Origin of the sequence: Psychrobacter sp. MF31 (assembly GCF_012847335.1) — a bacterium.
GTDB lineage: Bacteria > Pseudomonadota > Gammaproteobacteria > Pseudomonadales > Moraxellaceae > Psychrobacter.
The window spans coordinates 301,149-316,129 of sequence record NZ_JABBDX010000001.1; the positions used below are offsets into that span (position 1 = coordinate 301,149).

Consider the following 14,981-nt stretch of genomic DNA (forward strand, 5'->3'; position numbering starts at 1 on the left):
TTTTTTTTAAAGGTCGGTGCTATAATCCTTATCACGCATTAAAATAATGCTCTACTTTTTATCTACGACGGCGATTTGCTTTAATAAAAGGATCAAACAATGAACATGGCAACTCAACAAGGCAAGCTTTGGATGAATGGCGACATCATCGACCAGCCCGATGCCAAAATCCACGTTTTAACCCACAGCTTGCACTATGGCATGGCCGTGTTTGAAGGTGTTCGTGCGTATCAGACTGATGACAACCGAACCGCCATTTTTCGCCTAAAAGAGCATACCGAGCGCCTTTTGGGTTCTGCCAAAATCTTTCAAATGGACGTACCATTTAATGCTAAAGAGCTTGAAGACGCGCAAAAAGAGATCGTCAAGCAAAACGGTCTTGCTGAAGCTTATATCCGTCCGCTCATTTGGGTGGGTGCTGAAAAGCTTGGTTTGTCCTCACGTGGTAATAGCATCAACGCCATGGTTGCCGCTTGGCATTGGGGCGCGTATCTTGGCGAAGAGGGCATCAAAAACGGCATCCGTGTAAAAACATCTTCATACACGCACCACTTGCCCAACGTCACCATGTGTAAAGCTAAAGCATCGAGTAACTATCCAGTGTCCATCATGGCAAACCAAGAAGTCACCCGCCACGGTTATGACGAAGCCATCCTAATGGATCCGCAAGGCTATGTTTGCCAAGGCTCCGGTGAAAACTTATTTTTAGTAAAAAATGGCGAGCTGCATACTCCAGATCTAGCAGGCGGCGCGCTTGATGGCATCACCCGCCGAACCATCATCCAGTTTGCTGATGATTTGGGAATCAAAGTCGTTGAGCGCCGAATCACTCGCGACGAGTTTTACTTAGCTGACGAAATCTTTATGACCGGAACGGCTGCTGAAGTCACCCCAATCCGCGAATATGATGACCGCGTCATTGGCAACGGCGGTCGCGGCGAGCTGACCGAACAGCTTCAAAGCCTGTATTTTGACGTGGTTCATGGTCGCAACGACAACTACATGGATTGGCTTAGCTTCATCGACTAATGATTTAGAGCTATCATAAGAAAGCCAAGTATAATCTTGGCTTTTTTTTATGGATTAAATAATGCGTTTATTATTAATAAGTTAAAAGTAGGTAGCCTGATCCTTAAACCAACATAGCTCACGTCGTCTTATGTTCCTTGACTTACAATTATCAATTTTTAGCTTAGGATGAGAATCATTGGTAATTCGTTTTGAAAAAACTTTTTTATTAACAACACGCTATACTAAATAAACTAAGATCAGTAAACATACCGAATGAATCATAATCGCTTTTTTAATTTTTCAATATTATAGTTTTAACCTAACGTTGGTCAAAGCTCATTAAACGCTTACTCATTGAAACTGATGCTATACAGACACCAACGTGATTAGCTCTTATGCTAATTAAGCACTCAATTAAAACAACAACCATAAGAGGAATGATTATGAGTCAAGCTAACAACACCCAAAACAATAATTCTAACGATAAATCTGAAGACAAAAAAAATAGCACAACAAATTCTGAAGCCAATCTTCAAAATACAAAAGACAAAAATGATGCCAGCAAAGATAAAGATGTGAATAAAAAAGACGCATCAAACCAATCTGACGCTAAATCTTCTGACAACTCAGACAGCAAGGCAAGCAGCGATAAAAAAGATAAAAGCGCTGATGATGCTAAAAAAGATGACAAGTCTGATGCTAAGGACAAAAAATCAGACGATAAAGATAATTCAGAGACTAAAGACTCTGAAAAAGATAGCGATAGCAAAGACAGCAGCGATAACGGTTCTTTAACTGAAGATGTCACTGATAAAGCTAAAAAAGTTATGGGATCAGTTGCCGATAAAGCTGCAGATTTAATGGAAGCGGCTTCTAAAAAAATTAAAGAAGCTCGTGATGATGCTAAAGATTCAAGCGCTGATAAAAAATCTTAATTCATTTTCCTAATAAAAAAGCCTTGCGTAAAGCAGGGCTTTTTTTTAACGTTTGATTTTAAAAAATTTAAGCGGCAATTTCTGACCATTTTACCAAACGAACTTGATAATCTTCTAATAAGTGCTCGAAATCTGTACTCATCAGCCAAGCAAATTCACGCTCACGCGCTGTTTTGATCTCATCATTCCAACTGCTATCAGGAACGGCTGGGTGGCACATGATGAGCGTCGTTACCATATTTTTTGGTAGCCCAAGCGGCACGGAATGGATGGCAGGGGTGGTACTGCCATATTGCGCATAAGTGCCAAGCGGCTCAAGATCAGGCTGACACATATGTAGCCCCGCCGCTAAATAGTTGGTGGTGGGCGCAGCGCTCAGCCACTGCTGCCAAAGCGCCTTTAGCTCATGGCGTTCAGCTTTAAAGTCATAAACGCCGGCAAAATAATCATTGGTTGCCACCTGATGCCCCTCACAAAGCTGCTGCCAAGCTTTGCCGCCTAAGCGATAAATGATCTGCGATTTGGCATCTTTAATTAAGGGCGTAGTTACCCTTGCTCGCGGCAGGACAGCTTTGATCGTTGGATGTTTTGCTGCGGCGGCTTGACCGTATCGCGCCACCAATTCATTCATAAGGCACTGACGGATGATTGGCAATTGATGAATATGCTGATGACCATCAATAAAAACAGGGGCTCGCTGAAAGATAGCTTCAAATGCATCAAATTGTTGACGGATGACTTCAGTAATAAGTTTGGTATTTAATTGCCGCAAATAGCTGGCACGAATTAAAGCTGGCAAATCACGCTTTAAATGCGTCGGAAAAATTTCGGTAAAATCAACATGAAGTCCCACATCGACTTTAAAGTTATCAAGGGCTTGAACCTCATCGGTTGATAGGACGCCGCCTGCCATAAAGCTGGTTGCTCCAACAAGACCGCGACCTGCCAAGCGCAGCACAGCTGAATTCACAGCAGTCGACAATCCTAAGTCATCAACGTTGATAATGATGGCGCGACCGGCTTTATTAGGTTGTGAAGTTATCGTTTTAGTCATGATTAAAAGCCCAAAGTTTCCCAAGTGCAAACGTCATTACGGTAATGACTGCCGTGACTGTCAGCCAAATGAGGGGATAATACGGTTGACCAAACCAGTTCAGTCCAATTAAAAACAGCGTCTGATTGGCTAAAAAACCAAGCAGCGAGCTTGCAAACCACTTCATTAGCGCTTTAACCAGCGCAGGATGGGAGGGTTTAGAAGTTATGAGCGTTGCGGTATTGCGTGAGTTTGCATCATCGTTATGATGATTGGGATTATTAATTTTAGTTATTGGTTGGCAAGAGTGGTGATGCTTTTGATAAATGCTATTGTTGCGATTATTTACGCCGCTGTCAATAGCTGGCTTTGGTTTAAAAGTAAAATGAAAATGCCCTAAAAAACTAACGATAAAAGCGATAAAAAAAGCAAAAACGTTTGCCCAAGCGGGGGTTAAAAATGTAAAAGTGACCAGCGTTATCAATGCTAAAAAATGAACTCCTGCGGCTGCCGCACCAACCATCAAAAACCAAAAGGCTTGATTGGATAGCAAATTTTTTATAGCCTTAATCATGACGATGGTCGAGCTTTTGAGACTTAGGCGTAATCGTGGTGGTGTTTAGCGTTTGATTTGGATGAGCATCTGTACTGGTTATCGTTTCTGAAATCAAATATAGCGGTCGCTGCTTGACCTCTTCATAAAGTCTGCCAACATATTCACCAATGACGCCAAGGCAAACCAGCTGAATACCCATGGAGAACATAATACCAGCGGCAACCGTTGCCCAGCCTGGAACGTCACTACCAAACAGTAGCGTATCTATAACGATAATCAGACCGTATAAAAAAGCCAGTAGCGATACCAAAAAGCCAATCCGCGAAATCAATCGCAGCGGTTTTTGAGAAAATGAGGTAATGCCAACAAGTGCCAACTCAAATAAGCTGCCATAGTTAAATTTGCTTTCTCCTGCATCACGGTTGTCGGCGGTAAACGGCAGATAAACCGTATTAAATCCTACCCAAGCATAAAGCCCTTTCATAAACCGCTGACGCTCAGGAAGCTTTCGTAAAGCGGTCACCACTTTATGATTCATGACTCGAAAATCCCCCGCATTGGGACGGATTTCGTAGCGCTGACCATCTTGAATAAAATGATAAAAGCTGCTTTTAAAGGCGCGCGCGATCTTACTTTCGCTTGGGCGATTGGCTTGAATGCCCGCGACCATATCGATATCGGTCTGCTCAATCATAGTCAGCATTTGCCCAAGTACGGGGAGCGGATGCTGACCATCGGCATCGATCATTGCAATGATGTCACCTTGAGCGGCATCAATTCCTGCGCTTAAGGCAGGCTCTTTGCCAAAATTTCGTGACAGTCTGAGTAAGGTAAGCGTGGTATTAGCCGGAAGTTTTTGCATTAACTGATCAATTACCCCGACCAAATCATCGCGGCTACCATCATCAACGACAATAATTTCACACGATTGAGCGCTCAATTTTTGGTAAGATTCAGGCAGGGTGATATTGTCAGTAAAGTCAAAAACTTGTGGCAAAAATTGCTGCAGCGCCTGAGCGTCATTATAAGCGGGCATCACAATCGACAAATAAGGGCGCGACTTACTCATGGAAATACTCGTTAAATCCTATCTTTCGATAACATCAGTGAAAACTATAAAAATATGCAGGTCAAAATAACTTATTTTAAGCAGCGACTTGGCACAAAAGCTACCCAATCGATCACTAACGGCGCTTTTGCGTTTGCATCACGCCAAGCAATTTGCCATTGACCTTGCTTTTTAATGAGCTGATTAGATGGATTGTTAGGCAAATTGTTACCAAAACGGTTATCAAAATCGACATCGTCAATGACTGATAATTCTTGCAGTAAGGGCAACTCAACCTCATCGCCGTTTTGCCAAAGCACAAGCGTACCATGATTTTGCAGGCGTTGGGAAGTCATCCATGGCGAATGACTGGCAGGTCCTGAAATCATTTGCGATGGAAACCCTGAGTTCATTGCCACAAGCGATCCAAGCCAGCGATCACCCGACACGCTGTCCATTGGACAATTGCTGATCGATTGCCAAGTTGCTTGCGCTTGATCAGCGATGGCTTGCTCGGGCCACTGCATCCGTGAGGGTTTATGACGCAGCTTATCGCCAGCGCCCACATAAACCAGCATCAATACGGTAACCAATGCTAACCAAACAAACAGCGCTCGCGGTAGCTTTTTTAACGCCGCTGCCTGCGCGCTTGGGGCGATAAACGATACCGCAAGTAGCCCTGACAGCGACCACATCGGACTTCCCCACATATCACGAAGCCCCAAGCCAAAAACGAGACTTAATACAATTAATACCCCAAGCGGCGCTGCCCAAAGATACCAAATGAGCGCCAGCTCTTTTGACCACTGTTTTTTATAATCTTTAAGTTTCAAAAGCGACTTGTAAGTCAACAGCAGCATAATAATAAGCGGAATATGTACCGTGATTTGCGCGCCAATAAAACGAAGCCAGCTTAAATGACCGCCGAAGATTCCTGACATTTCGTCCGCTTCTTCTGAGCGCGCACTGGCGTAAGTAAGCGGCAACCAGTCATGGTTAATCAGCCAATATAAATGCGGCGCAAATACCGCCAGCATTATGACAGCTGCAAGCCAAGGATAGGGCTTTTTAAGTAGTGACCATTGTTTTGGTAATACCAAATAAACCGCCATGGGAATAAGTAAAAAAATCACCGTGTACTTGGTGAGCATCCCCAAACCACCGATAACCCCGAATAATAACCAATCTGAAAGCTTACCGCGCGTCACCGAGTTATAAAAGGTTAAGTACAGCCCCGCCCAAATCGGAAATTGCGCCACATTATGGTTAAACTCTAAACTTGGATAACTGTAATACAGCACCGCTAGCGTCAAAATGCTGCCTAAAAATGCCAAATCTTGCGATAACACTTTGCGACCAAGCTGATAGACCAAAACCAGTGTCAAAATGACATAAAGCTGGCTGAGCAGATAAGGTCCAACATGACCAAAAAGCTGATAAAAGCTAAACAGCACCCAAGAGGAGAAGGGCGGGTGTTTATAATAGCCTAGTTGCCATTCACTGCCCCAGTTGATGCCCTCACCAACATCAATAGGAACACTGCTGGCAAGAAATGCTGGGGCGATTGACCAGATGAGGAAATAAGCGCTTAAAAATAAGAAAAATTTTATATATGATGAGGTGTAATCCTCTTTTTTTAAAATAGGCATTAAACACCCCTCGCCCAATAATCTGCTGAAAAAACTTCATTTAATGTAGGATTGTGTATTGTGAATGGTTTCAAAAATTATTTACGTTTAGATGGCTGCGGCAAGTCCTCATAGTCATAAACTTTATAATCAGAATGTAAAACCTTGTCTTCTTTTCTATACTTCGAAAGATAATCTTCTTGAATTTCTAATCCTAGGGTTTCTAAAATCAAAAAAGCTGCCATATCATTTGAATAATTGCCATTTGTTTTTTGATAGCGATTGATATTCAATGGGCAAGAGCTGTTTTCTAATATAAAAAATGGAACTTTATATTGCTGATAACCTCCAAAAGTAAGTCCATGTTCAAGACCGCCGCCTTCATCAACAAGTATTTCACCATGATCAGAGGTATAAACAATAATATAGTCATCAAGGTTTTGCTTTACTAAGTCTGTAATCTCGTTTAAAAATCTGTCGGTATGATGGATTGAAAGGTCATAGGGATCAGCGTTCGGCAACGCAGATTTATCTATATCATCGCTTCTAGCGGTATAAGGCGCATGACTACCAATTGTGTGAACAATAAATAAATTGTTAGAATTGTCACCATTTCTACCATGCTCTTGTAAGTGTGAAGCTAAAAGTGGTAATAAGTCTAAGTCATCTTTAGGATTAAAAGTTTCTCTTGATGAAGAGGTATAATCGCGAGAAAAAACTTTGTTTGCGCATTTTGCAATAGAAGCGTAGCTTGACGTGAATAGACTATCAATCGCTTGGTTTCCAATCCAAAAAGTATTGAAATTTTGCTCATTGGCAATATCGATAATATTCTTATAAGTATAAGCTTGACCAAAATTGTCAACTTTAGGAAAGGCAATAAGAAAAGGTAGGGCAGTTCTTGTCATATTTGATAGAGAATGAACATTATTGATTATCATATATTTTGATATTTTTGAGAGTTTAGGAGTAGTATTAAACTCTTGATAACCGCAAATGCCAAACCTATCGGGGTTAGCGGATTCACCTATTACTAAAATAATATTTTTTGCTTTCGGTTTACCTGACTTTATAATAAAGTCAGGAGTTCGTTTATCAATATTAATATCAATTTGATAGTCATTTCGATAGTTTAACAAGTAAAAACAGTTACCAAAAAATAAAGGGTATTTTACTCTAATGCTAGAAATTACATTTTTGTCGAGCCTATCCATAGAGTTGATAAGGTTAAAATCCTTACTATGTTCAGCATAACTTTTTAGCCTCTTATCAATCTTAAATACCCTAAGTTGTGCCGCGATAAAAGTAGCTAATAAAGGCAGGATAAATATAGAGCTATAGAGTGCGTTTTGTGGCGTGAGATAAAATAAAAGATAACTTATAAAGCAGAGTGCTATTATTGCAATAGCTATTGGTAGGCTGTTTTCTTTTAAGATATCAAGAGCTTCATCTTTGTTTGTATTTAAAATAGCTTCTAAAATAGCTTCATTGAAGTCTTTGAATTTATAAGTGATATAGGCTTCTATAATTAGTATGGCTGCTACTAAAATAAATAAAGGAGCCGCAATAATCTTATAGAAGCTAAGCAGTGCATATAGAAGCGCTGAAACAATGAATATATTTATTACTCTATACTTAATGCTCTTAAACTTTTGAAAAAAACTTAAAGTAATTATAAATAAAAATATAGCAATAAAAGTCATAACCTTACCAAAAGTATATTAAATATTTGCTTCTTAAATATTTTTACTACTAATTTTTTAAAAAACAACTGAAATAAGAGAAATCTTCTTTACTTATCTCAATAAAACCATATGAGCCACTTTTAATATATTTAATTCTCTTCGCTGCTCTGTCTAATTGAGCATTCATACGCTTTAATTTATAATTAATATTTATCGCCAAGCCTTTATCTTTTGGTTTTGGGTTTTTTGAAGTAGAGATGTTGCTCAAGGCGCTATCTTTTACAACTAAGTCTTGCATACCAAAATGACTTGCCATGTCCATTTGAAATGCCAAGGCAGGAACAGCTTGTAAGCTTTTTAATGCTTGGGTATGGCACAAAATAGCATCTGCCAGTCCCGCACCGCGGCGGTCAACTTCATTTAATAAAGTTTGCGCCCCTTTAGGCGTTAAGATATAAGCGGCCGCTCCTGATTTGTCCAAATAAAGTGGCTGCAAGGTGAGTTGCTCAGTTAAATAAATAGCTTGGTTGCCAATAAGCTTTTTGCGACCGCGAGTTTCAAGACTAATATGATCAAAATCGTCTGTTGCTAGGTGTTGAATGGCGTTAAGCGCTGCTGGCAAGTGATTTGACAACATGGCATCGTCTTCTAAAACCAAATAGGGCTTATTTGATTGGGCAATGGTCTGCCAAACCGAATAATGACTTAAAAAACAAGCCACTTCAGTTCGCCGAAGCTTTCTTTGCCAGTCGCTAGACCATTTATCATAATCTGCATCGGTTACGTCAGCCGTTGAAATTGCCGCAAAGCGCTCAAAAGCGATATTTAAGTGGCTCAATTGCGCCTCTTGAAAGCGCAGGCGCCCAACAGAGTTGGCTAAATTGATAACAATAGCGCTAATATTTGGCTGATTTGGCATTAGTTTGTCCACCAACTGGTTTTTTCACGGTTGTGAGCTTGTCGAAATCGCGAATAAACGGTATCAGAATCTGGTAGCTGAAGGCGATTGAATACGGTAATTACAATAATTCCTAAAGAATGACTTTGACAAAGTTTATCCAGCCGCCAGCGCATATTTCTGAGCGTGTCGTCCGTACCAACCGCAAATCCTGAAACACCATCAAACAAGCTTAATCGCGATTGTTGTAAATACTGCAATCGCTCCTCATTAGGCTGATTGTCAGAGCTTTTTGTTAAAAACCGCTCGCTTTCTTGTAGCTTAATGGTGTTAATTAAAATCACAGCATTCATCAAGAGCGCTTTTAAATGCTCATCTTGGCTGTGGTCAATAAAAGTATCACAAGCAGAGATCAGCCAGCGCGTGTTTAATGAGGTGGTCAAAAATTGATATTCTTGGTTCCAAAGCCGTTCAAATTGCTTAAAATTGTCCTGAGCATTCACCCCGCGCCGGATCAATACAATCAATAACGCATGATGATAGTTCAGCTCAGGCGCGCCAACGAACTCGTTTTTTAAATTATCCAAATGACTTTGCAAATTTTTATCGGCACCATGGGTATAAGCGAGCGTATCCCCATGAATCGTTTGGTTTTTCATGGCTTGCCAATCATGATCGCAGGTCGAGTACTCAATAGCAGAACCACCAAAACGCTTTCTATGATAATTTAAAGACAGTAAATTTTGTATTCTTGAGCGAGGCTTTTTCATGCGACAGTATTCCTGATTGCTGACTTATTTACCAAAAGTCAATCTAGAAGCTAAAACTATAATATAATCAGAATTCAGTTAGGATAGTTTGAAAATAAAAAGGGTAAGATTATCACATTTAAACAATAATCCGCAATGAGGCTTGATTTCAACGAATAACAATTAGCATATCAATGAAATCAGGCTCTATACTCTTTATTTTAAAAGCCTTAGAAGGTCGCGGCGCTGAGCGCATGGCAACGATTCTTGCGCGCGTGTTTATGAATTTGGGCTATAACGTATAAAAGTAATCAGTTATTTCCAATGCTCCTCTAGCCACGGACTCGGTAAAACCCGCCGATACCATTTACCGCCACCACCTGTAATGGCATCGGGTGGATTGATTTCGCCATGAAAAATTACGATTTTTGCGTCACGAGGTAAGGTGGGCGCTTTTACGAAGTTAAGGAGTGGCGGTGCCATGCATTGGTATTTAAAGCTGACACACCATGAGCTGTCCCAATATTCTAAGTGATGATGCTCGCGCAGGTAATTGGACAAATACGCCTGCTCATGGCGAACCTCTTGACGAATGGTCTCAAAGTTGCGCTCAAAATTGGCAAGTAGATCAGGATACGTATTCATCCCAACTTTGAAGCGATACACTGAGCTGTTACCAATCATCCGCCACGGCTTTTTCCAATCGCGGATAATGACCACGCTGTCATCATGGTCAGCTTGATAGGTAAAAAAGCCGTCAATGTTATCAACAATCACGATATCAATATCTAAAAATAGCGCGACACCTTTTAAACCGTACAATTCAGGCTTGAACGTCGTCAGTTTTTTCCAGCCGCGCTCAGGGAGGTTTGCAGGCAGATTCAGTTCAGGGATAGGAAAGCACTTAATATCGGGGTGAATATCAGTATCGTCATCAGTGAGGCAAACCATTTGAAAATCGAGCGTTAAGTGCCGATTGACCATATTATATAAGCGATTGACAAATTCCGCGCCGTATTTGCTGCCCCATTTCATACAGATGATATAGCGCTGCTCAATTTCGGAATTATGAAAATCGGAATGGTCTGTCATGGTGCTCTCAAAATCGCTAAAAATACGATTAGTTTAGCATGATTTGCCTACGAATAAAGACGATTAAACATTAGAAATATCGTTACCGTAAAAAGCTTATTTAAATAACGCTAAGCTTTTGATTTAATAAAATCGTTTAAGGCGGAGGGAGTGGCGATATAAGGATTGCCAAGGTTAGGGATATGCTTAAACCTGCGATAGCCCCACATATAATGGCTAAAATGAGCGTTAATCATAGTCTCCATGGCGGTATTAAGAGCAGCGCTTGAAACTTCAGCTTTTCTATCATAAAGCTTAGGGTCATCAAGCTTGTAGCAATAAATGTCAAAGCCTTTGTTGTCATTTCGGCGAATGCAAGATAGACCGACCAAAGCGCAGCGTGTTTTGCTGGCAAGCTTTGAAGCTAGGGTGCTGGTGAGTGTCTCAATATCAAAAAAGGGCACAATAACGCCGCCTGATGGTTCAGGGACATGGTCAGGTAAGATAATGCTAAAGCCGCCTTGTTTAAGTGTTTTAAAAATGGCTTTGACGCCGCTTGCGTCCGTTGGAACAAGTGTGGCATTGAGACGCTCGCGACCTTGGAGCACAAAGTCATTGGTCACTTTGCCTTTGACGGGCTTATACATGATGGTTGGCGCACCAAACTGGTTGAGCCAAGCGTTCATAATCTCCCAAGTACCAAGGTGCGGAACGATGGCAAGCATGCCGTTTGGGTTTGCAAGCCCTTGTTGCAAAATGTCAATGTTATGAACATCTTTGATTTGCTCAATGCTCCAATCAGGCGGCATTGCCCAGCTTTTTACTGACTCAACCGTGCTTAAGCATTGGTTTTGGATGATTTCTGTAATGAGTTGCTGTTTTTTAGCATGGTCAAGGGTTGGAGCGATTAATGCTAAATTAGTCGTAATGGTGCGTGTAATGCTCAGGTTCGGCAGTAACATCATCAGCCAAGCAATCATTCGTGCCAGCATCTGAAGTACGGATAGTGGCACGAACCTAAAGATCTGATAGGGGTTCATGAAGAGTCACAAACCCTAGTTGCTAAAGCGAAAAACAACATAATACTAATTTAGTTAACCTTTTATTTGATCTTATTCTGACTGAGCTTTTTCACGAACGCGGATGCCAAGTTCGCGAAGCTGTTTGCTGTCCACTTCCGCTGGCGCTTGAGTTAATGGACAATCTGCGGTTTTGGTTTTTGGGAAGGCAATCACATCACGGATTGAGCTTGCGCCAACCATAAGCATGATCAAGCGATCCAAACCAAACGCCAAGCCGCCATGCGGAGGCGCACCAAATTTTAAGGCATCAAGTAAGAAGCTGAACTTATCTTTGGCTTCTTGCTCGTCAATGCCAAGCGCTTCAAAGACCGCTTGCTGCATCTCAAGGGTATTGATACGCAGGCTACCACCGCCAACTTCAGTACCGTTTAGCACCATATCATAAGCAATGGATAGCGCCGTTTCTGGGCTTTCTTTAAGCTCGCTTACAGAGCCTTTTGGCTTGGTAAATGGATGGTGCATAGACGTCCATTTACCGTCGTCCGTTTCTTCAAACATAGGGAAGTCAGTCACCCAAAGCGGTGCCCAAGTGCAGGTTTCAAGCTCTAAATCTAAACCGATTTTTTGGCGCAGTGCGCCCATCGCGTCATTGACCACCCGAGCCTTATCCGCGCCAAAGAAAATGATGTCACCATTTTCAGCCCCTGTGCGCTCAACAAGGCTTGCTAATACGTCATCGGTCATATTTTTAATGATCGGCGACTGAAGTCCTGAGTCTTGATCAACACCGTTATTGATTTTGCTGACATCGTTAACTTTAATATAAGCCAAACCGCGAGCGCCATAAATACCAACAAACTTGGTATATTCATCGATTTGTTTGCGGCTAAGCGTACCACCATTGGGAACGTGAAGGGCAGCAACGCGACCTTTTGGATCGTTGGCAGGACCTGAGAAGACTTTAAAATCAACGTCTTTCATCAAGTCAGCCACATCAACCAGTTTTAAGGGAATTCGTAAATCTGGCTTGTCTGAGGCGTAATCGCGCATGGCTTCCGCGTAAGTCAATCGCGGAAATTCAGGCAGATCAACATCAAGCATGGTTTTGAATAAATGCTTAATCAAACCTTCATTGATGCTCATGATTTCCTCTTCAGTTAAAAAAGAGGTTTCAATATCAACTTGGGTAAATTCAGGCTGGCGATCCGCACGTAAATCTTCATCACGGAAGCATTTGGCGATTTGGTAATAGCGATCAAACCCTGACACCATCAACAGCTGTTTGAAAAGCTGTGGTGATTGCGGCAAGGCAAAAAAGTTACCTGGACGGGTTCGTGACGGTACTAAATAATCGCGAGCGCCTTCAGGGGTAGCTCGGGTTAAAATCGGCGTTTCCACATCCAAAAAGCCATGATCGTCTAAGTAGCGGCGGATGGCAGAGGTGGCGCGAGCGCGAAATACCATGCGCTCTTGCATTTGTGGTCGGCGCATATCAAGGTAGCGATATTTTAAGCGCAAATCTTCAGAAGCGGTGGTGTTGTCATCATTGAGCGGAAACGGCGGCGTTTCAGATTTAGCAAGCACTTCAATTTGTTTGCCAAGTAACTCAACTTGACCACTGATCATATTTGGATTTTCAGTGCCCTCATAACGGCGACGGACGCGACCGGTGATTTTGAGCACGTATTCAGGTCGCGCGGCATCGGCAGTGGCAAATGCCTCAGGGGTATCCGGGTCAACCACAACCTGCAAGATGCCTGCACGGTCACGCATATCAAGGAAGATTACGCCACCATGGTCGCGACGACGATGAACCCAGCCCACAATCGTGATGGTTTGTTCAAGCAAACGCTCATCGACCGCGCCGCAGTACGCATCACGGTTATCACTTTTGGTTATCAAATCGTTTGGGGAGGTGCTTTGCGTCATATCACGTTGCGTCATCGTTTGGTTTTCCAGTTAAAGCCCAATTCAAGAGTCGCCATCCTCGCAGCTTTTTGGTCAAAATTTACCAAAAAACACTGACATTTCAGCGAAGCTTAGATGGCGATAAAAATAATTCTAAACGCGTATTATGCCTAATGTGCCCTTGTTATACAACACTCAAGCGCAATCGGACTTTGATTAGCTCACAATTAAGCCTAAGCAAACGGCGCTAAATACTACCGGCTAAACTATAGAAAGTGACCTGCCACAATTGCTCACCAAATCACGCTTGCAATCTATCGCTTTGGCACGCATATTATTTGACAATTATTTTTATATTTTCTTTTTATTATTCATTTAAGGCTAAATTTATGTTGTCACCCTCACCAAAAAATCCTGTTGAGCTTAAAATTACCCATTTAAATAAAGTTCAAAATCAGCGCCAAGAGCATTTGGTTGAAGCAACCCAAGGCAAGGCTGCGCTTAAGAGCTTTAAAAAACAGTTGACCAAAAAAACCAAGCAAAGCTTAAAACAAAAGCTTAAAAGTAACGCCAAAAAAGGCAATAAAACGTCACAAGTTTTCGTATTAGATTTTGATGGCGATATGAAAGCCACGGCGGTTAAGCACTTGCGCGATGAAATCAGCACGTTAATCAGCACCGCAAATAAAGGTGATGAAGTCGTTCTGCGCCTTGAGTCCTCAGGCGGCTTGGTTTACAGCTACGGCTTGGCAGCAGCGCAATTGGCAAGGCTTAAAGATGCCGGTCTGAAATTGACCGTTTGCGTGGACAAAGTGGCAGCAAGCGGCGGCTATATGATGGCTTGCGTTGCGGATAGAATTTTAGCGGCGCCTTTTGCTGTTATCGGCTCAATTGGGGTGGTCTCGCAATTGCCTAACTTTCATAAATGGCTTAAAAATCATGACGTTGATTATGAGCTATTTACCGCGGGCGACTACAAACGCACCGTGACCATGTTTGGTGAAAATGACGATAGCGACCGCGCCAAATACCAAGAAGAGCTTGAGCAAACCCATTTATTATTTAAAGATTTTGTCAATCGCTACCGCGGAATGCTCGACTTGGACAAAGTGGCGACCGGTGAGCATTGGTATGGTGAGGATGCGCTGCATTTAAACTTGATTGATGCAATTCAAACATCTGACAGCTATCTTTTAGAATTGATGGCAGATCATGACGTTTATGCGTTGCAATCTCGGCAAAAGCCAACATTGGCAGAAAAGCTTGGGCTTTCGCAAGCGGCTGAAACCGGAATTGAGCTTGCCATCAATAAGCTTCCAGAATTGATGCGCAAAGTTGAGATCACTCAACGTTTATTCAAATAGTTAGTTTTGCGATATCAATGATAGACAGCCGTTTGGTTTTTCAGTATCCTAAAGCGTTACCAATACGGTGACG

At 42.0% G+C, this 14,981-nt stretch carries 13 protein-coding genes; 3 read left to right on the plus strand and 10 right to left on the minus strand.

What is annotated here, in order from left to right; all coding sequences use genetic code 11:
- Positions 1–99: 99 nt before the first annotated feature.
- Entirely contained in the window at positions 100–1,029 is a 930-nt protein-coding gene (locus tag HF322_RS01320) for a branched-chain amino acid transaminase (protein WP_169391587.1), read from the plus strand.
- 425 nt (positions 1,030–1,454) lie between these two features.
- Positions 1,455–1,946, plus strand: coding sequence for a hypothetical protein (locus HF322_RS01325; protein ID WP_169391588.1), 492 nt, complete (start codon positions 1,455–1,457; stop codon positions 1,944–1,946).
- A 67-nt stretch (positions 1,947–2,013) separates the two neighbouring features.
- Here the strand turns inward: HF322_RS01325 and HF322_RS01330 are convergent, their stop codons facing one another.
- From HF322_RS01330 to aspS, 10 genes are all read right to left on the minus strand, one after another.
- Positions 2,014–3,000 (minus strand): ChbG/HpnK family deacetylase, encoded by a 987-nt coding sequence (locus HF322_RS01330; RefSeq protein WP_169391589.1) that lies wholly within the window; start codon positions 2,998–3,000, stop codon positions 2,014–2,016.
- Positions 2,993–3,532, minus strand: coding sequence for a GtrA family protein (locus tag HF322_RS01335; protein ID WP_169391590.1), 540 nt, complete (start codon positions 3,530–3,532; stop codon positions 2,993–2,995). Before HF322_RS01335 ends, HF322_RS01330 begins: the two co-directional genes overlap by 8 nt.
- A 13-nt stretch (positions 3,533–3,545) precedes the next feature.
- On the minus strand, positions 3,546–4,604 hold the full coding sequence (locus HF322_RS01340) for a glycosyltransferase family 2 protein (RefSeq protein ID WP_169391591.1): 1,059 nt from the start codon (positions 4,602–4,604) through the stop codon (positions 3,546–3,548).
- A gap of 71 nt (positions 4,605–4,675) precedes the next feature.
- Positions 4,676–6,232 carry a glycosyltransferase family 39 protein gene (locus HF322_RS01345; protein WP_169391592.1) on the minus strand — a complete coding sequence of 519 codons (1,557 nt, stop codon included), beginning with the start codon at positions 6,230–6,232 and terminating at the stop codon, positions 4,676–4,678.
- A gap of 77 nt (positions 6,233–6,309) precedes the next feature.
- The gene (locus HF322_RS01350) at positions 6,310–7,914 is read right to left on the minus strand and encodes a phosphoethanolamine transferase (RefSeq protein WP_169391593.1); all 1,605 of its coding nucleotides are present in this window, start codon (positions 7,912–7,914) and stop codon (positions 6,310–6,312) included.
- A gap of 49 nt (positions 7,915–7,963) precedes the next feature.
- Entirely contained in the window at positions 7,964–8,815 is an 852-nt protein-coding gene (locus tag HF322_RS01355; protein WP_169391594.1) for a glycosyltransferase family 25 protein, read from the minus strand.
- The gene (locus HF322_RS01360) at positions 8,815–9,564 is read right to left on the minus strand and encodes a hypothetical protein (protein WP_169391595.1); all 750 of its coding nucleotides are present in this window, start codon (positions 9,562–9,564) and stop codon (positions 8,815–8,817) included. The genes HF322_RS01355 and HF322_RS01360 overlap by 1 nt, the downstream gene beginning before the upstream one ends.
- A 294-nt stretch (positions 9,565–9,858) precedes the next feature.
- On the minus strand, positions 9,859–10,635 hold the full coding sequence (locus HF322_RS01365) for a glycosyltransferase (RefSeq protein ID WP_169391596.1): 777 nt from the start codon (positions 10,633–10,635) through the stop codon (positions 9,859–9,861).
- A gap of 110 nt (positions 10,636–10,745) precedes the next feature.
- On the minus strand, positions 10,746–11,654 hold the full coding sequence (locus HF322_RS01370; protein WP_169391597.1) for a lysophospholipid acyltransferase family protein: 909 nt from the start codon (positions 11,652–11,654) through the stop codon (positions 10,746–10,748).
- Between the two features lie 72 nt (positions 11,655–11,726).
- Entirely contained in the window at positions 11,727–13,565 is a 1,839-nt protein-coding gene (gene aspS / locus HF322_RS01375) for an aspartate--tRNA ligase (protein WP_169391950.1), read from the minus strand.
- 332 nt (positions 13,566–13,897) lie between these two features.
- Here aspS and sohB point away from each other — a divergent pair, with 332 nt between their 5' ends.
- On the plus strand, positions 13,898–14,908 hold the full coding sequence (gene sohB, locus HF322_RS01380; RefSeq protein ID WP_375138517.1) for a protease SohB: 1,011 nt from the start codon (positions 13,898–13,900) through the stop codon (positions 14,906–14,908).
- The last annotated feature ends 73 nt before the right edge of the window (positions 14,909–14,981 follow it).